Genomic DNA, 21,556 nt, shown 5'->3' with positions numbered 1-21,556 from the left:
TGAATGACTGACCAAAACCGCACCTCGCAGCCCTCCTCGGGCGACGCTGCACCCCGGGACACCTCCCAGGGGCCGCAGAAGCGTCGGCGCCGCCGCAGCCGGGGCAAGGGCCGGCCCGCGCAGGGCGGCAAGCCGCAGGGCGAGAAGCAGCAACCCTCCAAGCCGCCGGCGAAGCAGGGTAGCAAGCCCCAGTCAAGCAACCAGCGCCGGCGCCGCCGCGGCGGCAAGAACCAGTCGAACCGGCCGGGAGCCAAGCCGCAGCAGCGCCGCCGTCCGCAGTACGCCGACCGCTACGACTCCTCGATCGCGACCCGCGACGAGACCTCGGCCGGAGGACTGGTGGTTTCCGGGATGGCGGAGGCGGTCAACGCCGGCGGGGACGTGGACATGTCGCAGATCTACGCCGCGCTGATTGGCCGCCTCGACCGCCGCGGGCGCCTGTTGTGGTCGATGCCGAAGGGCCACGTCGAGGACGGCGAGCACCAGTGGAAGACGGCCGAGCGCGAAGTGTGGGAGGAGACTGGCATCTACGGCGAGGCGTTCGACGAGCTCGGCACCATTGATTACTGGTTCGTCTCCGACGGCGTCCGCATTCACAAGACGGTGCACCACAACCTGCTCCGCTACGTCGACGGCGAGCTCAACGACGAGGACCCGGAAGTCACCGAAGTTGCCTGGGTGCCCATGAGCGAACTGATTGAGCGCCTCGCCTACGCCGACGAACGCAAACTTGCGCGCATCGCCGTCGACCGCATGCCCGAACTGGCAAGAAAGGAACGCCGCGCCGGAAGGGCCACCCCGCGATGAAACGCGCCGCGCGGCTGGTCGCGCTAATTTGCGGCGCAAGCGTCACCGCCGCCACCAGCGCCGGCCTGCCCGCAGCCGCCGCGCCGGTCCCCGTCGATCCGGAGAACCCGCAGGTTGCCGACGAGTGGGTCAACCCGGCGATTCGCCCGGGAGAGGGGGACAAGGCGGAGCTCAGGCTTGTCGACGCCACCCCGAACCCCTCCACCCCAAACACGATGTTTCACGTGAAACTTCGTGTTTCGAACTCCTCGGACGAGACGATGGAGGAGCTCGCGGTCGTGCTCAGGCGGGGCCCCATGACTGGCTCCCCGTGGGATCAGCGCGCAGCCACCGTCGCCCAAATCGGCGAGTACACCCCGGTCGGCCAGCGCATCGAGCTGGGTCCCGCGCTGAAGGCCGGCGCCGAGCGGGAGGTCGAGCTCGACATCGAGATGCCGGCGCACCGCGGCACGTACCCGGTGATGCTGCAGCTTGTCGACGAGTACGGCGCCACCCTGGACACCGAACGCTTCCACCTCAGCGGCGCCGGCCCGATGCCGGAGGGTGCCCGGCCCGCGGGGATGACCGCGCTGTACCCGATCTCCGCGGAGGTGGACATTCTCCCCGGCGAGACAGGGGACGCGCCAGAGGATCCGCCGCTCATCCTCGCCTCGGAGGAGCTCGCTGGCGAGCTTGCACCCGGCGGCAGGCTGGACGAGTTGGTAGACAACTACATCGCGGCCAGTGCGGATCCCCGCGTGGGCACCGCGATCTGCGCAGCAATCGACCCGGCGCTGATCGACACCGTCGACCGCATGAGCCGGGGCTACCTCGTCGCCGACGAGCGCCCGGCCGTGGTGGAGGAGCCGAAGCGCCTGCGCGACTCGTGGGGCAGCGGCGGCGCCGAAGCAGGGGAGGCCGGCACTGGGGCAGAAGACGCCGCGGCCTGGCTGGCGAAGCTGCGCGACATCTCCGCCACCGGCTGCACCGTCGCACTCCCGTGGGCGAACACCGACATCAACGCGCTGGTGCGCACCGGCGACCCCTGGCTGGTGCGGGAAGCCATCGAGCGCGGGCCGTTTACCCTCGGCCGCGTCCTCGGCTCACCGGGCGAGCTCAACGTGGTGATCCCGTCTGCCGGTTACGTCACCGACGACGCGGTCGCCGCGCTCGGCTGGGCAGACCACACGAGGTCCACAATCCCGACCGAAGGCTTAAGCGGCGCGTGGGAACGGGCCGTGACCGCAGCAAACGCGGCCGCGCCGGAAGCGCAAGGGCAACCCAGCTCCGGCAGCGCGCTTGAGCGCCGCGACATGGCGGCCCCCGCCTTGGCCGCCGCCCCGCAGCCGGCCGCACCCGTGCGCGTGCTCGTGCCGTCGTCTTCAGTCGTTGCGGACCCTTCTGTCCCGGTGGCAACAACCGCCACCGACCCCGGGCAACCCGCGCCCCTTCCGGCCGACCGCTTCGCGTGGGCGGCGCCCGGCATCCTGTCCGTCAGCTACCAGGACTCGCTCGCCTCGACGTGGGCGGCGGTGGGGCCGAACCCGCAGACTCCGGGATACTCGACCGACTGGCTGCGCTACGACTACACGGACGATTCCGAGTTGGCGCGGCGGGTCAACGCCGCCTCGGGTGTGCAGGTTGCCGCGCAGTCCGCGTGGACCTGGGAGGGACAGCCACCGCGCGAACCAGTGCTGGTGAACCCGCCGGCCTCCTGGTCCGCCGACGACGGCGCGGCGCTGCTCGGGGCGCTCGCCGAGCTGATTTCCGCCGGCGCCGCAAGCCCAGTCGCATTCGCCGACTACCTCACCGTGCCCGCGGGTGCCGCGGTAGCCAACGCAACGCAGGTGCAACCGGCGTTTTCTGACCCCGCCGCATACTCCGACGCCGAAGTCCTCTCCGCCACCCAGCAGGCCAGCTTCATCACCGACCTGTCGACCATCCTCGCGCCAGACCCCTCGATCGCGCTGACCCGCTACGGCTTCACCCTCCCGCTGCGGCGCGACATCCTGGCGGCGTTCTCCCCGCCCGCGCGGCGCTCGCGCGAGGGTTACGAGGACGCAGTGGAGCACACCGCAGCGTGGCTGAGCCGTTCGCGCGCGACGCTTGGCGAGTTGCGCTCCGCCGTCACCCTGATCCCGCCGGGCAACGTGTACACCAGAACATCGCCGTCGAGCCCGCTTCTGATCGTGGCGCAAAACGGCATGCCGCTGCCGGTCGACACCTCCATCCGCTACGTGGCGCCGGAGGGCGTGCGCCTCAACGTGCCGGACGAGCTGCGCATCCCGGCCCGCGGGTCGGTCACGGTTCAGATGACCGCCGACCTGCCGCAGGACGCGCGCGACACCCACCTCCAGCTTTACCTGGCGGGCAACCAGGGGCCGGCAATCTCGCGGCCCGTCGACATCGCCGTGCGCACAGCGTCGCACGCGCTGCACAGTGGGTTGTTGGCCGCGCTCGCCTCGGCGCTCGTGGCGCTGATGCTGCTGTTCAGCATCAGCAGGCGCAGACGCCGCGACGTCCGCCCGCCGCCAAACGGCAAGGACGGCGCGAGCACCGCGCACGCAAGAGCACCTGCACCGACCAAGAATGGAGACTAGGACGTGACACAGGACGAGTCCCGGAAGGGCGAGTCCCAGCCAAGCGCTGGTTTACGACGCCGCATCGTCACACCGGCGCCGCCCGCACCAGTGCCCGCGCCGCGCACGCCGAAGCCGACCCAGGCGGCCACGAAGCCGGGGGAGCCGGACCGCTCGCTGCTGACCACCAGCCCCAAGGGCGAGACCATCGCCCCGCCAGTGCCGGCTGAGACCGCAGCGGTCACCGCGATGGGCGACGAGGGTGCCGTAGAGGTGGCGCGCTCGGCGGTCGCCACCGCCAATGGCCGCGACGGCGAGGGCGCCGCGGCCGACGGCGGCACGCCCAACGAATCGGTCGTGCGCGCGACCGGCTCGATGGCGGTTGCGACGCTGATCTCGCGCATCACGGGCTTCATCCGCACAGTGCTGATCGGCGCCGCGCTGGGCCCGGCGGTGGCGTCTGCGTTCAACACAGCGAACACGCTGCCGAACATCATCACCGAGATCGTGCTCGGCTCGGTGCTCACGGCACTCGTGGTGCCGGTGCTCGTGCGCGCGGAGAAAGAGGACCCTGACCGCGGCGAGCGGTTCGTGCGCCAGCTGTTCACGCTCACGCTCACGCTGATGATCGCGGTGACGGTGCTCGCCGTGGCCGCCGCGCCGCTTTTGACCCGGCTGTTTCTTAACGACGCCGGCAAGGTCAACGTGGTGCAAGCCACCAGCTTCGCCTACCTCGTGCTGCCGCAGATCTTCTTCTACGGCATGTTCTCGCTCTTCATGGCGATTTTGAACACCAAGGAACACTTCCGGCCTGGCGCGTGGGCCCCTGTTGCGAACAACATAGTGTCCATCGCGGTGCTGATCGCGTACATGGCTCTGCCGGGGCGGTTGAATGCGGCGGCGCCGGCGTCGATAAGCAACCCCCATGTGCTCCTGCTGGGCCTCGGCACCACGTTGGGTGTGGTGGTCCAATGCCTGATCATGCTGCCCGCGCTGCGCAAGCTGGGCATCAACTTGAAACCCCTGTGGGGCCTGGACGACCGGCTGAGACAGTTCGGCGGGATGGCCATGGCGATCATCACCTACGTGGCGATCAGCCAGGCCGGCTACATCGTGACCACCCGCATCGCGTCCAACGCGCACGAGAGTGCGCCATTTATCTACCAGCAGCACTGGATGCTGCTGCAGGTGCCGTACGGCATCATCGGCGTGACCCTGCTGACCGCGATCATGCCGCGGCTAAGCCGCAACGCCGCGGACGGCGACGACGAAGCGGTGGTGCGCGACCTCACGCTGGGCACCAAGCTGACGTTCATCGCGTTGATCCCCATCATCGTGTTCATGACGGCGCTGGGCCCCGACATCGGCCACGCCCTGTTCGCCTACGGCGACTTCCCGCCGGAGGCTTCGCGCACGCTCGGCCTGACCATCAGCTTCGCCGCGTTCACTTTGATTCCTTACGCGCTGGTGATGCTGCACCTGCGCGTGTTCTACGCCCGCGAAGAGGCGTGGACGCCGACCTTCATCATCGCCGGCATCACCGCCACCAAGGTGCTGCTCAGCGCGCTGGCGCCGCTCGTGGCGAACCGCGCCGAGCACGTCGTGGTGCTGCTGGGTGCCGCCAACGGCTTCGGCTTCATCGCCGGCGCCGTCATCGGCGCGCTACTGCTGCGGCGCAAGTTGGGCACGCTCCAAGCTGGCTCCGTGCTGAAGACCTCGGCTTGGGCCGCGGCGTCCTCCCTCGCCGGCATCGCCGTCATGTACTTCACCCGGTGGATGGCGCGCGACGTGATCGGCATCGACTTGCCCGGGATGCTGGGGGACTGGTTGGGCATGCCGTCGGTAGGCATGCTGCTTGAGGTGGCGCTGCTCGGCGTCTTCTTCGTCGTCGCCACCGGCGTGGTGCTGGCTCGTTCGGGCCTGCCCGAGGTGCAGAACCTGGGCCGCGCGCTGACCCGCATCCCGGGCTTGGGCCGCTTTATCCGCCCAGACGAGGAGCGCGCCATCGACACTGGCGAGGTCGACCCGCGCGACGTGTCCACCCAGTTCCTCGCCTCCGACACCTTCAACGCCACGCCGGTGCCACCGCCGATGTCCGCCGGCGTGGTGCGCGGGCCCCGCCTCGTGCCGGGCGCGCTGGTGTCCGACGGCCGTTTCCGCCTGATCCGCGACCACGGCGCGACCACGGGCGCTCGCTTCTGGCAGGCCCGCGAGGTGGCCACTGGCCGCCCTGTAGCGCTGACGTTCGTCGACACCACCGGTGCCGCCCCGATGGCGCCGGCGAGCCCGCGCGAAGCGGCGATCAGCGCCGCCGGCGTGGCGCGCCGTACGCGCCGCCTGGCGCAGCTGCGCCACCCCGCAATCGCGGACAACATCGAGATCCTGTCGTACCGCACCGGCGCGTTGATCGTGGCCGACTGGATCGACGGCAGCTCGCTGAAGGCCGTGACCGACAGCGGCCAAACCCTGCACACCGAAGCCGTGGCCAACGCACTCGCACCGCTTGCGGGCGCGATTGCGGCGGCCCACACTGCGGACATCCCGCTGGGCTTGGACAACCGGCAGCGCCTGCGCATCGACACCGAAGGCAAGATCCGCCTCGCCTTCCCGGCGGTGCTTCCGGGCTCGTCCGCGGCAAAGGACGCCACGTCCTTCGCCTCCGGTCTGGAACTGCTGACCGCGAACGTGAACTCCGGGGCGCTGGACGAGCTCACCCGCAACACCCGCGCGTTGGTCGACGCCGAGGCGATTGAGGCGCAGGACTTCCGCGACATTCAGGTCGCTCTGCGCCGCGCCGCGAACCTGCCGGGCACGGTGACGGACGCTGAGGCGGCGGTTGCCGCGCGGGCTCAGGCTGCGGAGAAGAACGCGGAGGGGGAGTCCCGCGACGGCCAGCTGGTGCGCACCGTGCAGCGCGACGCCCCGGACAAGGACCCGGACGCGCTACGCGGCGGCTTCGGCGCGGCGCGCTACCGCCCGCTGACGGTGGCGCTGCTGACCGCCGCAGCCGTGATGACGGTGATTCTCATCGCCGCGCTGACCACCTACCTCATCGGCGTGTTCTCCGGCGACAGCGATGCGCCCGTCAGCTCCGAATCCATCCAGAGCGGGCAGACGACCGAGGCCGCGCCCACGACGAAACTGCCGGTGGTCATCGAGCCGCTGAAGGCGCAGCTGCTTGAGAGCGCCGAAAGCGGCACAGATGCCCAGGCGATCGTCGACGGTGACAAGGCGACCTCGTGGACCACCGAGCGCAACGCCGCGGTGCTGCTGCGCCCGACCGGTGTGACCACCCCGTTCACCCTTGAACACCTGCTGATCCACGCCACGACCGAAGGCGGGCCGTACGAGATTTACGGCGTGCCGGCCGGCAGGCTGGGAGAAGTGGAGGCCGACGGCCCGAACTGGGAGGAGCTGCCGTTGTTCGCCGCCGGCACGTTCCACGCCGGGCAGAACAACATCGACGTCACCTCGGTGACGTTGGCGAACCTGCGGCTCGATGCGGTGATTCTGGGGCTGCCGCCGCGCGTCGCCGTGGGCGACGCCGGGGGCGACGCCCACGGTGACGCCGGCGGTGAGGCCGGCACCGCGGAAGGCCCCGGCACCGCGACGATCCGCGAGGTGTCCTTGATCGGCTTCCGCGAAGTGCCGTAACTCCGCCGGCACGCCTGTCCACTGAGATGTGCGCCCGCACCCTGTGAAAGCAGGGGGCGGGCGTGCATGCTTTCTACGGGTACACCAGGGGCACACCAGATAACCAGGGGGAAACGGAAGCCATGCCGCACCGGACGGACCGCCAGCTGGCGGCAGACTACGCCGCGGGGGACACGCGCGCGTTCAAGGTAATTGTGAAGCGCCACCGCCAGCGCATGTACTACGTGGCACGCAACTACGCGCGCAACGAGCAGGACGCGCAAGACATCGTGCAGGAGGCGCTGCTGCGCGCGAGCCGCAGTCTCCACACGTACCGCGGGGAGGCGCAGCTGAGCACGTGGCTGCACCGCACCGTGACAAACGCCGCGCTCGACCACCAGCGCAAGGCCAGCAAGCGCGAGCGAACCGTGAGCTACGACGACCACACCATGATTGACCAGGACTCCAACCGCCTACTCGCGCACGATCCGACGGCGACACTCGAGCAGTTCCTCGCGCTGCGCCAAGCGGTCGCTCAGCTACCGGCCGCGCAGCAGCGGGCCCTCGTGCTTGTGGACGTCTACGGGATGAGCGTCGAGCACGCCGCCGAAGAGCTCGGCGTGCGCCCGGGCACGGTGAAGTCGCGCCGCCACCGCGCCAGGGAGGCGGTGGCTCTGGCGCTACACTGATGCGTATGACCAACCCCGGATTCATCAACCTCGGCAGCCTGGGCAACAACGAGGCCGCCGCGCAAGGCGCCGCCCAGACCGCGACGTCCGACGACCACGTGCACGACTTGATCATCGTGGGTTCCGGCCCGGCCGGGTACACCGCGGCAATCTATGCCGCCCGCGCTGAACTTTCGCCGCTTGTCTTCGAGGGTTTCGAGTACGGCGGCGAGCTGATGAACACCACTGAGGTGGAGAACTTCCCCGGCTTCGAGGACGGCGTCATGGGCCCCGACCTCATGTCCAACATGCGCGACCAGGCTGAGAAGTTCGGCGCTGACCTACGTCCGGAGCTGGTTGACCGCGTAGATTTCTCCGGAGACGTGAAGAAGGTCTACGTCGACGACACGGAGTACAAGGCGAAGGCAATCATCCTGGCCACCGGCGCGGCACCCCGCCACTTGGGCGTGCCCGGCGAGGCTGAACTCACCGGCCGCGGCGTATCCACCTGCGCGACCTGCGACGGCTTCTTCTTCAAGGACCACCACATCGCGGTCGTCGGCGGCGGCGACTCGGCGATGGAGGAGGCGACCTTCCTCACCAAGTTCGGCTCGAAGGTGACCTTGATCCACCGCTCCGAGAACTTCCGCGCGTCCAAGATCATGCTGGAGCGCGCCCGCGAGAACGACAAGATCGAGTTCCTCACCAACACGGTGGTGGAGTCGGTCGAGGATGAGGGCGGCAAGGTCGGGGGCCTGAACGTGCTGAACGTGGAGACGGGCGAGCGAAGCGTGCTCGACGCCACCGCCATGTTCGTCGCCATCGGCCACGACCCGCGCTCGGGGTTCTTGGAGGGCCAGGTCGCTGTGGACGAGGGCGGCTACGTCGAGGTGGCAGACCCGTCCACGCTCACCAGCGTCCCGGGCGTGTTTGCCGCCGGCGATCTAGTGGACAAGACCTACCGTCAGGCGATCACCGCCGCGGGTTCGGGCTGCCGGGCCGCGCTCGACGCCCAGCACTACCTCGCGGCGCTGTAGAACGGGCACCGGCGCACACATCACACCGCTCCTCGCGGTGGGGTAGATGCGCTCAGCCTGCTGGCGGAACTAAGATAGGCCACTATGAACTCTCCGATCGATGTCACGCAGGCAACGTTTAAGTCCGAAGTCATCGAAGCCGGCACGCCGGTGCTGGTGGACTTTTGGGCGGAGTGGTGCGGCCCGTGCAAGAAGCTCGGACCCGTCCTCGACGAGATCGCGGCTGAGATGGGCAACCAGGTGAAAGTGGCCAAGGTCAACGTGGACAACGAGCGCACGCTCGGCGCCATGTTTCAGGTCATGTCGATCCCGACGGTGCTGCTGTTCAAGGACGGCAAGAAGGTCGACGAATTCGTGGGTCTTCGCCCGAAGAGCGAGATCGTCAAACGAGTCCAGGCCCAGGTTTAGCCAACTGTTTTAAGATGTAAGGAAGGTGGAGCGCATGCCCGGCACACTGCGTGTGGGCGATTCAAGCGCGCGCGTGGCTGAAGTGCGCTCCGCACTCGCCCGCATCGGCTTGATTAAGGGCTACGAGGGTGAGTTGGGTGACTGGAACACCCGGCAGTTCTCGAAGCAGGAGATGCTTTTCGACGAAGCGTTGGCCGAAACGCTTCGCGCATTCCAACAGTCGCGCGGCATCGTTCCGAGCGGAACAATCGACGATGTCACCCTGCGCGAGCTGCGTGAAGCCTCGTACACCCTCGGAGCGCGGGTGCTGAGCTACCAGCCGAACCAGATCCTCGTGGGCGACGACGTGGGCCAGCTACAGAACCAGCTGCACGAGCTCGGGTTCTACCAACACCGCGTCGACGGCCGGTTCGGCCAGCTCACGCACGAAGCCGTGGCGAACTTCCAGCTCGACACCGGTCTCGACGACGACGGTGTGTGCGGCCCTGACACCCTGCGCGCGCTGAGCCTCCTGGGCCGGCGCATCACCGGTGGCTCCGCTCACGCCATCCGCGAGCGCGAGCACGTGCGCCAAGCGGGCCCGCACCTCTCGGGCAAGCGCGTTGTGATCGACCCCGCACTCGGCGGCGCCGACCAGGGCACGACGGTCCAGGGCCTGTACGGCGAGATCGCAGAGGAAGCGATCCTGTGGGATTTGGCCCAGCGCATCGAGGGCCGCATGGTGGCTGCGGGCATGGAGACCATCCTCTCGCGCACCCGCGGTGACAACCCGTCGACCAAGGCGCGCGCCGACTTGGCCAACGGCTTCGGCGCCGACGTGGTCATTTCGCTGAAACTCGACCGGTACCCAAACGAGAAGGCGAACGGGTCCGCCGCGTTCTACTTTGGATCGGAGCACGGCAGCTCGTCCATGACGGGGGAGACCTTGTCCGATTTCATCCAGCGCGAGATCGCCGCCCGCACTGATCTGCGCAACTGCCGCAACCACGGCCGCACCTGGGACATGCTGCGCATGACGCAGATGCCCACGGTGGAAGTGGTGCCAGGCTACCTTTCCAACCCGGGCGACGTTGCCGTGCTGACTAACCCCAAACAGCGCGACGCGATTGCGGAGGCAATCGTCGTGGCCGTGAAGCGTCTTTACCTTATGGAGATGGACGACCAGCCCACAGGCACCTACACCTTCTCCGACCTGCTGCGCGCCGAGCACGCCTAACTGTCGGGTTAAGGCAGGTAGCGGGTCGTCCTGGTCTCTCCGGTGCGCCGGATTAGACCCCGGTTAACCAGCTTGCGCAGCGCGCGGTACGCCTGCTGCGAGCTCAGACCCGCGGCCCGGGCGATGTCGCTGCTCGACGCGCCGTCGCCGTCTACTTCCCGCACCGCCAGCAGCACCTTTGCCTCGTTACCCCCGAGCTCGCTGGCCTCGGCCGAGGCCCAGCTGACGCTGGCGGTGACGCCCTGGTCGTGGCTGCCATCGAAGGACACACCTGTCCCCGCCATTCCAGCGAGCCCAGTGCCTGCGCCTTCGGAGACCGATGTGCGCGCCAGCGCCGTAGAAAGATACAGCGAGCGCGGGGCGTAGCTCGCGTTGCCGGAGGCCGCCTCGGCGAGGTCCACGCCGCGCGGGGCACCGCCTGGGCTGGAGACTTTAGCCCCCTTGTCGTCCAACGCCACGTACACCGGGCCGGGCAGGAAGTAGTCGCGGTGTGTCAGCGCGTTGATGACCAGCGGGAACGCGGGCCCGAAGGTATCTGCGTTGCGCTTGAGGTCCGCCAGCATTGGCGCAAGCGGCGCGGAGCTGCGGATTGTGGCGGGGGAGAGGCGGCCTTCCGTCTTCCTGCGGTCAGCCACCGTGAGCACGTGGTACGGCAGGTAGCGCCGCACTGCGTCGGGTGTGCCGAACAGGGCGATGGCACCTAGCGCGACTGGGTCATCCGAGTCGTCGAGGAAACCGAGGGCGCGGATCAACCCCTCGTTATCAAGCTGGGCCAGTCGAGTATCAGTGAGCAGGCCGCGGTACGCATCCACGGCGCGGGGGCTCACGTCCGCGATTGCCGCTCCGAGGGCGGGAGTTTGCGCCCAGTCCATCCCGTTCGCGTCTCGGTACCGGGTGACCACCGTCGCCGGATCCATGCCCACGCACTCCGGGGTGCCCTGGGCGTTGACGCGGCGCGTGCGGTACACACCCCACGAAGTGGCAACCGGGGACGGCTGCGCCGCGACTGTGACCGCTACAACGGGCAGACCGCCAACCCGCACCTCGCGCACTTCGACGGGCAGCCCCGGGGTCGTGTGGCGGAACACCGCCGAGGAGAGCAGCGCCGGGTCGGTCACGTCGCCGTGGAACGGGTGGCACCCGCTGACCGTCCCATCGCGGTCTACCCCGATCAGCAGCGTGCCGCCACCGGCGTTGGCCATGCAGGCCATCGTTTCAATCACTCGGCGCTCGTTGATGTATGCCGCGGAAGCGCGACGAGCGAAAGCGACGGAAAGTGATTCGCCTTGCGCTATGAGCTGCCGAATGTCTGCTTCAAGCATAGTGGCGATATTACATCAATTTCCATCAATTAATTACATCGATGTAATCGTATTTCGGCGATAGATAACCCCTGCGGTGCGATACCGCAGGGGGTGCACCCTACTTGCCTGAGCCGATGAGATCCATGATGCGCTCAAAGTCGTCCCGGTCGCCGAACTCGACGACGATCTTGCCTTTGCGCTTGCCCATGGTGACAGACACCTTGGTGTCCCACTCGTCCGCGAGACGCTCTGCCGCGGCGGTCAAGTACTCCGGCTGGGGGATTGGCTCGCGCTTCGGCTTGTCGGGGACAGTGCCGTTCTTATTTAGTAACGTGACGGCTTCTTCGGTGGCACGGACGGACATACCCTCGGCCACGATCCGGTCGGCGAGCTGACCCTGTGCCTCCGCATTTTTCTCGTCGTCGCCGAGCTTGATGCCCAGCAGTGCCCTGGCGTGGCCCGCCGAGAGCACACCGGCAGCCACGCGGCGCTGCACCGCCACCGGCAGGTTCAACAGACGGATAGCGTTGGTGATGGCCGGGCGCGAGCGGCCGAGCTTGTCAGCCAGCTGCTCCTGGGTGACCCCGAACTCCTCCAGCAGCTGCTGGTACGCGGCCGCCTCCTCGAGGGGGTTCAACTGGACGCGGTGGATGTTCTCCAACAACGCGTCGCGGAGCATGTCCTCATCGGAGGTCTCGCGCACGATCGCCGGGATGTGCTTGAGGCCAGCCTTGGACGCGGCGCGCCAGCGGCGCTCGCCCATGATGAGCTCAAACCCGTCGGGGGTGTCGCGGACCACAATCGGCTGTAGCAGCCCGAACTCCCGGATGGAGTGGACCAGCTCAGCGAGTTCGTCCTCGTCGAAGACCTGACGGGGCTGCTTCGGGTTCGGGATGATCGAACCGAGCGGGATCTCTTGGTAACGCGCGCCGCCGACCGGCACCGGCTGCATTACCGCGTCCGTGCTGGCGGTAACCGTGGGCGCGCCGGCGACCGGGCGGGGCGCGCCGCTAAGTTGCGGGGCCCCCTTCGTCTGCTTCGCGCCCTTCGGGGCATCGCCGCCCTTGGACGGCTTCGGCTTCTTCGCGGGCGGGTTCTTCTGACCGAGCCCGCCGTCGGGCTTGCCAAAGATGATGTCGGAAGCGCCGCCTCCAATCCCGCCGGTCTTGCCGGAGGTGTCCATCTGCAGCGGCGTCGACGGGATCAGCGCCGCAAGGCCCCGGCCGAGTCCACCCTTGCGTTCCTGTGCCATGGTTTACTCCTCGCTTGTCTCGTCGCTGTAATCGGTCATATCCGCGCCCGCCTCATCCAGCTGGGCGTACACCTCGGGGCTGACGCCGATCGGTCCAGTGGCCGGGTGCGGCGCGTAGTCTCCGCGGCGGTGGAGTTCCTTGGCGGCGTCGAGGTAGGCGAGCGCACCGCGCGAAGACGCGTCGTAGTCCACCACGGTCAGCCCGTAACCCGGCGCCTCGGAAACCTTCACGGAGCGCGGGATAACGTTGCGGAGCACCACCTCGCCGAACTGGCCGCGCACCTCGTCCGCCACATCGGAGGCGAGCTTCGTGCGCCCGTCGTACATGGTCAGCAGCACAGCGGAGATGTGCAGGTTTTCGTTGAGGTGCTCCCTGATCATCGTGATGTTGCCCAGCAGCTGCCCCACGCCCTCGAGTGCGTAGTACTCGCACTGGATCGGGATCATCACCTCGTCCACCGCGGTCATGGCGTTGATGGTGAGCAGTCCGAGCGACGGCGGGCAGTCAATGAACACGTAGTCGAAGCCGTTCTCATTCAAGAAACCGCGCCGGATCGCGTCGTGCAGCCGATACTCGCGACGCACCATGCTCACCAACTCGATCTCAGCTCCGGCCAAGTCAATCGTCGCCGGGATGCAAAACAGGTTGTCGTTCTCCGGGTTGGGCTGCATCGCCTCGGTGGGACCAGCCTCGCCGATGAGGATCTCGTAGCTCGACGTCGTGCCCGAGGTGTGCTCGGCGCCGAGCGCCGTCGACGCGTTACCCTGCGGGTCGAGGTCGATCACGAGGACCTTCTTGCCCTGCTTCGCCAGGGCCGCGGCCATGTTGACGCTCGTGGTCGTCTTGCCCACGCCACCCTTCTGGTTGGCAACGGTGATCACGCGAGTCACGGGCTACCTCCTCACAATCCGGATCAGCGTCGTCGGCTGCGGAAGCACCGCGCCGACCGTGAAAATTTCAGCGTCCTCGCCGCCGGCAGCCGCGATCTCCTTCTCATCGCGCTGGAGCTCGTCGCTTACCGACGCCCCCTTCATCGCCACCATCACGCCCCCGTGCTTCACCAGCGGCAACGACCACCCCGCAAGCTTGCCCAGCGGCGCCACCGCGCGCGAGGTCACCGCGTCGAAGTTACCGCGCTGCTGCTCCTCCGCGCGGCCGCGGATCACGGTCACGTTATCCAGGCCCAGCTCCTGGGTCACCTCGCGGAGGTACACCGAGCGCTTCAGTAGCGGCTCAATCAGCGTGACGGACAAATCCGGGCGCGCGATCGCGAGCGGAATGCCCGGCAGGCCCGCGCCTGAGCCGATGTCCGCAACGCTGATGCCCTCGCCGAACGCCTCCCCGATAACCGCGCAGTTGAGGATGTGCCGCTCCCACAAACGGTCGACTTCCTTAGGGCCGATGAAGCCGCGTTCGGCGGCGGTGGTGGCCAGTGAGTCGTGGTACGCCTTGGCCAAATCGAGGCGATCCCCAAACACCTCGCCCGCAATTTCTCCCGAATCCGACATAGCACCCAACTCTAGTAAACGGCCCCAACATGCGAGCAACCCCCGCGGTTGCGGGGGTTGCGGTTGCACGGGGCGTCGATAAGCTACTGCCCCTTCTTGCGCTGCTTCTTGGTGCGCTTGTCCACGGTACGGGCGCCGACCTGCGGTGCGGATGCGCGCTTGGCTTCGCGCTTCTGCTCCTCCTCGACCGCCTCTTCCTTGTCCATCTTGTCGAAGACGATCCGCGTCTGGAAGAAGGTCCAAATGTTGTTCGCCAGCATGTAGGTCAAAAGGCCGACGTGCCAGATCACACCCGAAGCGATGATCATGATGGGGAAGAACCACAGCATCATCTTGTTCATCATGCCCATCTGCGCTTCCATCATCGCGGCGGCCTCGCCTTGCGGGGCGGCAACCTTGCCGGACGCGCGGCGCTCCGCCTGGCGGTTGACCGACATGCGCGCGTTGAGGTGGGTGAACAGCGCACAGACCAGGACCATCGGCAGGCACACCGCGATGATGTGGGCGCGGGTCAGCTCCACACCGGTGAAGGCGGCGAACGCCTCCTCCGGCATCGACATGTAAGCCGATAGCGGCACGCCGAAAAAGTCGGCGTCCAGGAAGGACTGCACATCCGAGGGCGGGAAGGCGTAGTTGGCAATCTCGCGGTTTTCTTCAACGCTCAAGCCCGGCTGGTTCGGCCCGGCGGTGCGGTTGAAGGAGCGCAGCACGTGGAACAGGCCCAAAAAGATCGGCATCTGCACCAACGGCACGATGCAGGAGGCGAGCGGGTTGGTGCCCATCTCCTTGTACAGCTTCTGGGTCTCTTCGGCCATCTTGGCCTGGTCGTTCTTGTACTTCTCGCGGATGGCCTGCATCTGCGGCTGCATTTCCTGCATCTTGCGCGTCGTGCGCATCTGCTTGACCATCGGGCGGACCAGGAAGATACGGACGGTGAACGTGAGCAGCACAATTGCCAGCAGCCACGACACACCGGAATCCTCCGGCAAGACAAAGCCGACCACTTCGTGCCAGAACTTCAGCACCCACGAGATCGGCCAATAAATGAAATTCAGCACGGTTCGGTTTTACTCCTCATCAACGTTCGCCACACTGCCTGGCACGGGGTCGAATCCGCCGGGATGCCAAGGACCGCACTTGCACACCCGAGCAACGGCCATCGCGCCCCCGCGCACAGCACCGTGCCGCGACACGGCTTCCAGCGCATATGCGCTGCATACCGGCATAAAACGACAGGTGCCCCCCATCTTAAGGGGAGAAAGGTATTTTTGGTAACCACGGACCATCCCCACCGCGGCCTTCGCCGCCGGCGATGTCGGCTGGGGAATTTCATCGCCCATGAAGTTGTAGTACTGCATCAGCGCTTGTTCGCTTTGCGGACGGCGCGCTGCAGCGATGAAGCAAACTCCGCCGCCAGCTCAGCGCTGGACGCCTCGGCGGCAGGCGGCAGGGCGCGGATGACCACGTCCCACTGCGCGTCGAGCTCGCCGACAGCGCTATCCATCACGACGGCGCGCAGTTTGCGCGACACCGCGTGCCTGGTCACGGCGTTGCCCACCTGCTTGGACACCACCAGCCCGAAGCGCGGACCTCCTCGGGTGATGAGGTCGTCGCGCTCGCGCACATGGACCACTAACGCAGAAGACCCCGCTCGCGCACCCTTTCGAATCGTCTCCTTGAAATCCGAGGAGGCGGAAAGTTTGTGCGGGCGGGGTAACACGTGCGTGAGGCTTACGCGCTCAGCTTGGCGCGGCCCTTCTTGCGGCGCGCGGACACGATTGCGCGGCCGGAACGGGTGCGCATGCGGGCGCGGAAGCCGTGCTTACGGGAACGGCGGCGGTTGTTCGGCTGGAAAGTCCGCTTAGACACGGAAATGCTCCTAACGTTTGTACGAACGGCTGGCCCGGAGGCCGGCCGTTACGGCGAAGTTTTACTTTGAGATTGCGGATGCGCACGCATCGCCCGATCTCCAGGCGGTGCTCTCAAGCACACCAGACGACACTGATGTGACAGACGCTGTCAGATTACGTCACTTTCGCCCGCGGTTCCAAATCGGCTTTCACGCCTCCCCGCCCAGCTCAGAAGCACCCCCGGAATTACACGAGTGTCCTTTTCGGCGGCGGCACCGACACGCCGGCAAATCCTGCGAAGTCGCTGTGGCGCGGCATCCGGCGCCGGGGCGGCGACGGCGGGCGGAAAGTTATCCACAGGGGTACGCACAGCGAAGTGTTAGACATCGCGCCGTTGAACGCGGTAACAATGATTTCATTAACACAATGTCACACCCTGGGGTGGGGACAGCCTGTGGAATAATGTGAACTAAAGGTTGAGACTTTGCCCCGAAATGCCGCGTAACTGCAGGTAGAAGGGGTGGGGATATTCAACAGAAGTTATCCACAAGTCATCCACCCCCTGTGGATAACAAGGCGCCACCGAGTTATCCACAGGTGTGGACAACATTGTGGAACATGAGGTGAGGGCGGTTACGTCCCAGCCTCCCCGTGTGGAAATCACAGGGGATTGACGGTGAAGAAATTGTCCGAGGTTGAAAGGAGCGCGTGTGGCGGACCAACAGCTCGAGGCGCTGTGGCGCGAAGTTGTGTCGGAATTGCTGCAGCTATCTGAGCGTCCGAACTCTTCCGTCCCCACGCTGACGCACCAGCAACGCGCTTACCTGCAGTTGGTGCGTCCGGAAGTGCTGGTGAACGGTTACGCGATTTTGTCCGCACCGCACGCCGCCGCGAAAACGGTGGTGGAGGACTCCCTTGCCCCCCACATCACCGCCCTTTTGCAATCCCGCACCGGCACGCCGTGCACACTCGCTGTCTCCATTGCGGCGCCTCAAGCTCCTGCCGCGCCGGCTCCGGCCCCGGCGGCCCGGGAAAGCTCGGCTGGCTCGGTGGGCGGGGCGGAAGCAAACTGGGCGTCGTCGCAAACCGCGAACCAGGTCAACGACAACTACGCGCACTTCGTCGGCGCCGGCGAGCAAATTCCCATGGGTCTCGACGAGCTTGCGCAGATGCACGCGCTGCAGGTCACCGAGGCGGAGCAGCGAAATTCCACCGCGCACCCCACGGTGCAGCCGCCGCAGCGCATCCCCCGCGAGAAACCGGCGCACGACCCAGACCGCGAGGCGAGCCTGAACCCGAAGTACACCTTCGAAAACTTCGTCATCGGCTCGTCCAACCGCTTCGCTAACGGCGCGGCGGTGGCGGTCGCGGAAAACCCGGCCCGCGCCTACAACCCGCTGTTTATTTGGGGCGGCTCCGGTCTTGGCAAGACCCACCTCCTGCACGCGGCGGGCAATTACGCCCGCGTGCTGCAGCCGGGCCTGCGCATTAAGTACGTCTCTTCTGAAGAGTTCACAAACGACTACATCAACTCCGTGCGAGACGACCGCCAGGAATCGTTCAAGCGGCGCTACCGCAACTTGGACATTTTGATGGTGGATGACATTCAGTTCCTCGAGGGCAAAGAAGGAACCCAGGAGGAGTTCTTCCACACCTTCAACGCGCTGCACCAGCAGAACAAGCAGATCATCCTGTCTTCCGACCGCCCGCCCAGGCAGCTGACCACGCTGGAAGACCGGCTGCGCACCCGCTTCGAGGGCGGGTTGATCACCGATATTCAGCCGCCGGATTTGGAAACGCGCATCGCCATCTTGATGAAGAAGGCGGCCGCCGACGGCACGCACGTCAGCCACGACGTGCTGGAACTGATTGCTTCGCAGTTCGAGTCCTCGATCCGTGAGCTCGAGGGTGCGCTGATCCGCGTTTCCGCGTATTCGTCGCTGATCAACGAACCGATCACGATGGAAGTTGCGCAGGTCGCGCTGCGCGACATCCTCCCGGACGAAAACGACGTGACAATCACCGCGAGCGCGATCAAGGACGCCGCGGCCGAGTACTTCCAGGTCGGCGTCGACCAACTCACCGGCGCCGGAAAGACGAGGCAGGTCGCCCACGCACGCCAAATCGCGATGTACCTGTGCCGAGAACTGACGGATCTCTCGCTGCCGAAGATCGGCGACGAGTTCGGCGGCAAGGACCACACCACCGTCATGTACGCGGACCGCAAGATCCGCAAGGAGATCTCAGAAAACCGCGACACCTACGACGAGATTCAAGAGCTCACGCAGGTAATCAAGAACCGCGCCCGCACCCGCTAGCCGGCGCCGGCAACACTATCCACAGTGTTGTCCACAGCTGTGTAATTACACCGGTGTAACTTCCGTAAATTCCCCCAAATACCCCCAGTGGACAACAACGCCCCACGTTGTGGATGATCGGTGGAAGAAATCGGGTTCCTTGTGGGATTTTCAAAGAGGGAAAAGTTTATCCACAACCACACGGAGTTATCCACAAGTTATCCACAGGGCAAACCACACCGCGACACGCCGCCGCCACCTCGAAAAAAGTGGGCGCATCCACAGCCTCCACAGGACTTACTGCAGTTACCAACTCTTTAACTTGTAATTCTTCAGAGAGAAACAGGGGATGTGAGCGCCCCGTCGACAAGCAACGTCCCGCTTATGAAATTCCTCCGGCGCTTGGCTAGATTGAAAACCGGTAATTACACGTTTTTGCAACGACGACGAAGGGGGCCGGCGCGCCATGGAAGGAAGCTCCGCGGGCACGAACACGGTGGCATTCCGGGTTCACAAGGACGACCTGTCGGTGGCGGCCGCGTGGGTCGCCCGCAACCTCCCGACCAAAAACACCCAGCCCGTGCTGCGCGCCGTTGTCATCACCGCTGACGACAACGGGTTGGAATTCGCCGGCTTCGACTACGAAGTGTCCACGCGCGTGCGCATCGCCGCAGAGGTGGATGAGCCGGGTCGCGTTGCTGTCGCCGGCAAGTTGCTCTCCGACATCGTGGCCACCATGCCGCCGAAGCCGGTCGAGGTGACAACGAAAGACGGCAAGCTGGAGCTTCGCGGGGGATCCGCGCGGTTCGAGCTGCCGCTGATGAGCCTCGATGACTACCCGCAGCTGCCCACGCTGCCGGAGGTCACCGGCCAGATTGCGCCGGCGGCGCTGAGCGCTGCCGTAACCCAGGTTGCCGCCGCCGCGGGCCGTGACGACACGCTGCCCATGCTTACCGGTATCCACATGGAGATCAACGGCAGCCACGTGAAACTTACCGCGACTGACCGCTTCCGTTTGGCGCTGCGCTCCCTCGAGTGGGAGCCGGCGCAGCCGGACGTGGAGGCGAAGCTGCTGATCCCAGCGAAGACGCTGCTGGATAACGCGCGCACCCTGGACACGCACATCGACGAGCCAGTAAAGATCGCCGTCGGCGGTCCGGGCAACGTCGGCGCGGAGGGTCTGTTCGGTCTGCACACCGGCAACCGGGAGACCACCACGCGCATGCTGGACGCGGATTTCCCGAACGTCGCGCCGCTGTTGCCGAAAGCGCACAGCTCGATCGCGACGGTGGAGATCGCGCCGCTGTTGGAATCGATCCGCCGCGTCTCGCTGGTCGCCGACCGAAACGCGCAGATCCGCCTGCACTTCCGCGATGGCGAGCTGTCGCTCTACGCGTCCGGCGCGGATTCCGGCGAGGCGTCGGAGACCATCCCGGCTGCGTTCACCGGCGCGGAAGACCTGCTCATCGCGTTCAACGCGGGCTACCTGCGCGACGGTCTGTCCGTGATTGGCACCGACCGCGTCATGTTCGGCTTCACCGAAGCGTCGCGTCCCGCGATCATGATCCCGGAGCCCGAGGATTTGCCGGAGGCGGACGCGGACGGCACGTTCCCAACGCCGGAGACCCACTTCACGTACCTGTTGATGCCGGTGCGTCTGCCGGGTTAAACGGTGTACGTCTCCGAGCTCGACCTGCGCGATTTCCGCTCTTGGCCGGAGCTGCGCTTGGAGCTCGCGCCCGGTGCGACAGTGTTCGCCGGCCGCAACGGGCACGGTAAAACCAACATCGTGGAGGCGGTGTATTACACCGCCCACCTGCGCAGTCACAGAGTGAGCAGCGACGGCCCGCTGATTTTGAGCGGCGCAGATAACGCCCGCGTCTCCGCCACCACGGTCAACGAGGGCCGTGCGCTGACCACGCACCTGCTGCTGAAGGCCTCCGGCGCGAACCAGGCGCAGATAAACCGCACGCGTTTGAAGTCGCCCCGCGAGTTGCTCGGCGTGCTGCGCTGCGTGATGTTTTCGCCGGAGGACTTGAGGCTTGTCGTCGGCGAGCCGGCTGAGCGCCGCCGTTTCTTGGACGATTTGATGTCGCTTCGCACCCCGCGCTTGAACGGCGTGCGCATGGATTACGAACGCGTGCTGCGGCAGCGCAACGCCCTGCTCAGGTCGTCGAACATGGCGCTTCGCCGCGGCTACCAGGATGAATCGGGCGCGGCGGCCCTTGCCACGCTCGACGTGTGGGATGCCCAGCTCGCGGCGCACGGTGCGCAGCTGATCGCGGGGCGGTTGCAGCTTGTCGACGCCCTGGCCCCACTCATCACCTCCGCGTACGCCTCCGTCGCGCCCGAATCCCGCCCGGCGTCTGTGCACTACAAGACCACGATCGGTGACATCGGCACTGACTCAACAACCGACGCACCCCGCGACTCCGCGTTGTTCGAAGCCGCCATGCTCGCCGAGCTGGGCCGCCGCCGCCGCGAGGAAATCGACCGCGGCACCACCGTGACCGGCCCGCACCGCGACGACCTCGTCCTGATGCTCGGCGACAACCCCGCCAAGGGCTACGCGTCCCACGGCGAGACCTGGTCGTATGCGCTCGCGCTCCACCTCGCCGAGTACCAGCTGCTTGCCAGCGAGGGGACGGACCCGGTGCTGATCCTGGACGACGTTTTCGCGGAGCTCGACGCGAAACGCCGCGAGCGCCTCGTCGCCGTCGCCGAGTCGGCGGAGCAGGTGCTCATCACCGCAGCGGTCGGCGACGACCTGCCTTCGAACCTCGACGACGCCGTGACCGCCCGCTACGCTGTGACGATGGAGGAGGGGGTGAGCACGATTGAGCGATCTGATCCATGACACCTTCGTGCGTTGGCGCGACGCCGCACGCCGCAACGGCACGCTGCCCAACCTCGCGCGCCAGGGCCGGCCGGTGGTCCCGCGCCGCTCCATCGCTGCGCGTCCTGCGGCCCAGGTTCCAGGGCTTTCGCTTATCGACGCCCCCACAAACCCCACACCC

Annotated in this window: 18 protein-coding genes and 1 pseudogene; 11 read left to right on the top strand and 8 right to left on the bottom strand. The window is 66.7% G+C overall.

The window, feature by feature from the left end:
- Positions 1-3 precede the first annotated feature (3 nt).
- The 7 genes from V6D40_RS09850 to V6D40_RS09820 all read left to right on the top strand — a co-directional run bounded on the left by V6D40_RS09850 (position 4) and on the right by V6D40_RS09820 (position 10,327).
- The gene (locus V6D40_RS09850; protein WP_334290188.1) at positions 4-807 is read left to right on the top strand and encodes an NUDIX hydrolase; all 804 of its coding nucleotides are present in this window, start codon (positions 4-6) and stop codon (positions 805-807) included.
- Positions 804-3,386: a hypothetical protein gene (locus V6D40_RS09845; RefSeq protein WP_334290187.1), complete on the top strand. Its 2,583-nt coding sequence runs from the start codon at positions 804-806 to the stop codon at positions 3,384-3,386. Before V6D40_RS09850 ends, V6D40_RS09845 begins: the two co-directional genes overlap by 4 nt.
- Positions 3,387-3,389: 3 nt before the next feature.
- On the top strand, positions 3,390-7,019 hold the full coding sequence (murJ, locus tag V6D40_RS09840; RefSeq protein WP_334290186.1) for a murein biosynthesis integral membrane protein MurJ: 3,630 nt from the start codon (positions 3,390-3,392) through the stop codon (positions 7,017-7,019).
- A gap of 122 nt (positions 7,020-7,141) precedes the next feature.
- Positions 7,142-7,687 (top strand): sigma-70 family RNA polymerase sigma factor, encoded by a 546-nt coding sequence (locus tag V6D40_RS09835; RefSeq protein WP_334290185.1) that lies wholly within the window; start codon positions 7,142-7,144, stop codon positions 7,685-7,687.
- Between the two features lie 5 nt (positions 7,688-7,692).
- Positions 7,693-8,703, top strand: a complete 1,011-nt coding sequence (trxB, locus tag V6D40_RS09830) for a thioredoxin-disulfide reductase (protein WP_334290184.1) — start codon at positions 7,693-7,695, stop codon at positions 8,701-8,703.
- An 84-nt stretch (positions 8,704-8,787) separates the two neighbouring features.
- Positions 8,788-9,111: a thioredoxin gene (trxA, locus tag V6D40_RS09825; protein ID WP_334290183.1), complete on the top strand. Its 324-nt coding sequence runs from the start codon at positions 8,788-8,790 to the stop codon at positions 9,109-9,111.
- Positions 9,112-9,145: 34 nt separating this feature from the next.
- A complete protein-coding gene (locus tag V6D40_RS09820) occupies positions 9,146-10,327 on the top strand; it encodes an N-acetylmuramoyl-L-alanine amidase (RefSeq protein WP_334290182.1) in 1,182 nt (393 codons plus the stop codon).
- An 8-nt stretch (positions 10,328-10,335) separates the two neighbouring features.
- Here V6D40_RS09820 and V6D40_RS09815 read toward each other — a convergent pair whose 3' ends face one another.
- The 8 genes from V6D40_RS09815 to rpmH form a co-directional block, all read right to left on the bottom strand.
- Positions 10,336-11,649 carry an RNA-binding domain-containing protein gene (locus tag V6D40_RS09815; RefSeq protein ID WP_334290181.1) on the bottom strand — a complete coding sequence of 438 codons (1,314 nt, stop codon included), beginning with the start codon at positions 11,647-11,649 and terminating at the stop codon, positions 10,336-10,338.
- Between the two features lie 100 nt (positions 11,650-11,749).
- A complete protein-coding gene (locus V6D40_RS09810) occupies positions 11,750-12,883 on the bottom strand; it encodes a ParB/RepB/Spo0J family partition protein (protein ID WP_334290180.1) in 1,134 nt (377 codons plus the stop codon).
- Between the two features lie 3 nt (positions 12,884-12,886).
- Positions 12,887-13,774: a ParA family protein gene (locus tag V6D40_RS09805; protein WP_334290179.1), complete on the bottom strand. Its 888-nt coding sequence runs from the start codon at positions 13,772-13,774 to the stop codon at positions 12,887-12,889.
- Between the two features lie 3 nt (positions 13,775-13,777).
- Positions 13,778-14,392: a 16S rRNA (guanine(527)-N(7))-methyltransferase RsmG gene (gene rsmG, locus V6D40_RS09800; RefSeq protein ID WP_334290178.1), complete on the bottom strand. Its 615-nt coding sequence runs from the start codon at positions 14,390-14,392 to the stop codon at positions 13,778-13,780.
- A gap of 83 nt (positions 14,393-14,475) precedes the next feature.
- Entirely contained in the window at positions 14,476-15,450 is a 975-nt protein-coding gene (yidC, locus tag V6D40_RS09795; protein WP_334290177.1) for a membrane protein insertase YidC, read from the bottom strand.
- Positions 15,451-15,459: 9 nt separating this feature from the next.
- Complete coding sequence (gene yidD, locus V6D40_RS09790) at positions 15,460-15,750, bottom strand: membrane protein insertion efficiency factor YidD (protein ID WP_334290176.1); 291 nt, start codon at positions 15,748-15,750, stop codon at positions 15,460-15,462.
- Positions 15,750-16,112, bottom strand: coding sequence for a ribonuclease P protein component (gene rnpA, locus V6D40_RS09785; protein WP_334290175.1), 363 nt, complete (start codon positions 16,110-16,112; stop codon positions 15,750-15,752). Before rnpA ends, yidD begins: the two co-directional genes overlap by 1 nt.
- Positions 16,113-16,123: 11 nt before the next feature.
- Positions 16,124-16,267: a 50S ribosomal protein L34 gene (rpmH, locus tag V6D40_RS09780; RefSeq protein WP_334290213.1), complete on the bottom strand. Its 144-nt coding sequence runs from the start codon at positions 16,265-16,267 to the stop codon at positions 16,124-16,126.
- 685 nt (positions 16,268-16,952) lie between these two features.
- On the opposite strand from rpmH, the gene dnaA reads away from it, so the two are divergent.
- The 4 genes and pseudogenes from dnaA to V6D40_RS09760 all read left to right on the top strand — a co-directional run.
- Complete coding sequence (gene dnaA / locus V6D40_RS09775; RefSeq protein ID WP_334290174.1) at positions 16,953-18,560, top strand: chromosomal replication initiator protein DnaA; 1,608 nt, start codon at positions 16,953-16,955, stop codon at positions 18,558-18,560.
- Between the two features lie 445 nt (positions 18,561-19,005).
- Complete coding sequence (gene dnaN / locus V6D40_RS09770; RefSeq protein ID WP_334290173.1) at positions 19,006-20,208, top strand: DNA polymerase III subunit beta; 1,203 nt, start codon at positions 19,006-19,008, stop codon at positions 20,206-20,208.
- A 3-nt stretch (positions 20,209-20,211) separates the two neighbouring features.
- Positions 20,212-21,396 carry a DNA replication/repair protein RecF gene (gene recF / locus V6D40_RS09765; RefSeq protein ID WP_334290172.1) on the top strand — a complete coding sequence of 395 codons (1,185 nt, stop codon included), beginning with the start codon at positions 20,212-20,214 and terminating at the stop codon, positions 21,394-21,396.
- Positions 21,377-21,556, top strand: a pseudogene (locus tag V6D40_RS09760) (hypothetical protein); the annotation flags it as partial. The gene recF and the pseudogene V6D40_RS09760, both read left to right, overlap by 20 nt.

This window comes from Corynebacterium sp. Marseille-Q4381 (assembly GCF_036881695.1).
Lineage (GTDB): Bacteria > Actinomycetota > Actinomycetes > Mycobacteriales > Mycobacteriaceae > Corynebacterium.
Note: the sequence above shows the minus strand (reverse complement) of the source record. Positions and strands in the feature narration are given on the sequence as shown.

Bases quoted from the DNA above. Each gene is read 5' to 3' on its own strand.
- dnaN (WP_334290173.1), top strand. From the start codon at position 19,006: ATGGAAGGAAGCTCCGCGGGCACGAACACGGTGGCATTCCGGGTTCAC.
- V6D40_RS09850 (WP_334290188.1), top strand. From the start codon at position 4: ATGACTGACCAAAACCGCACCTCGCAGCCCTCCTCGGGCGACGCTGCA.
- V6D40_RS09810 (WP_334290180.1), bottom strand. From the start codon at position 12,883: ATGGCACAGGAACGCAAGGGTGGACTCGGCCGGGGCCTTGCGGCGCTG.
- V6D40_RS09835 (WP_334290185.1), top strand. From the start codon at position 7,142: ATGCCGCACCGGACGGACCGCCAGCTGGCGGCAGACTACGCCGCGGGG.
- trxB (WP_334290184.1), top strand. From the start codon at position 7,693: ATGACCAACCCCGGATTCATCAACCTCGGCAGCCTGGGCAACAACGAG.
- rsmG (WP_334290178.1), bottom strand. From the start codon at position 14,392: ATGTCGGATTCGGGAGAAATTGCGGGCGAGGTGTTTGGGGATCGCCTC.
- yidD (WP_334290176.1), bottom strand. From the start codon at position 15,750: ATGCAGTACTACAACTTCATGGGCGATGAAATTCCCCAGCCGACATCG.
- V6D40_RS09845 (WP_334290187.1), top strand. From the start codon at position 804: ATGAAACGCGCCGCGCGGCTGGTCGCGCTAATTTGCGGCGCAAGCGTC.
- V6D40_RS09815 (WP_334290181.1), bottom strand. From the start codon at position 11,649: ATGCTTGAAGCAGACATTCGGCAGCTCATAGCGCAAGGCGAATCACTT.
- trxA (WP_334290183.1), top strand. From the start codon at position 8,788: ATGAACTCTCCGATCGATGTCACGCAGGCAACGTTTAAGTCCGAAGTC.
- V6D40_RS09820 (WP_334290182.1), top strand. From the start codon at position 9,146: ATGCCCGGCACACTGCGTGTGGGCGATTCAAGCGCGCGCGTGGCTGAA.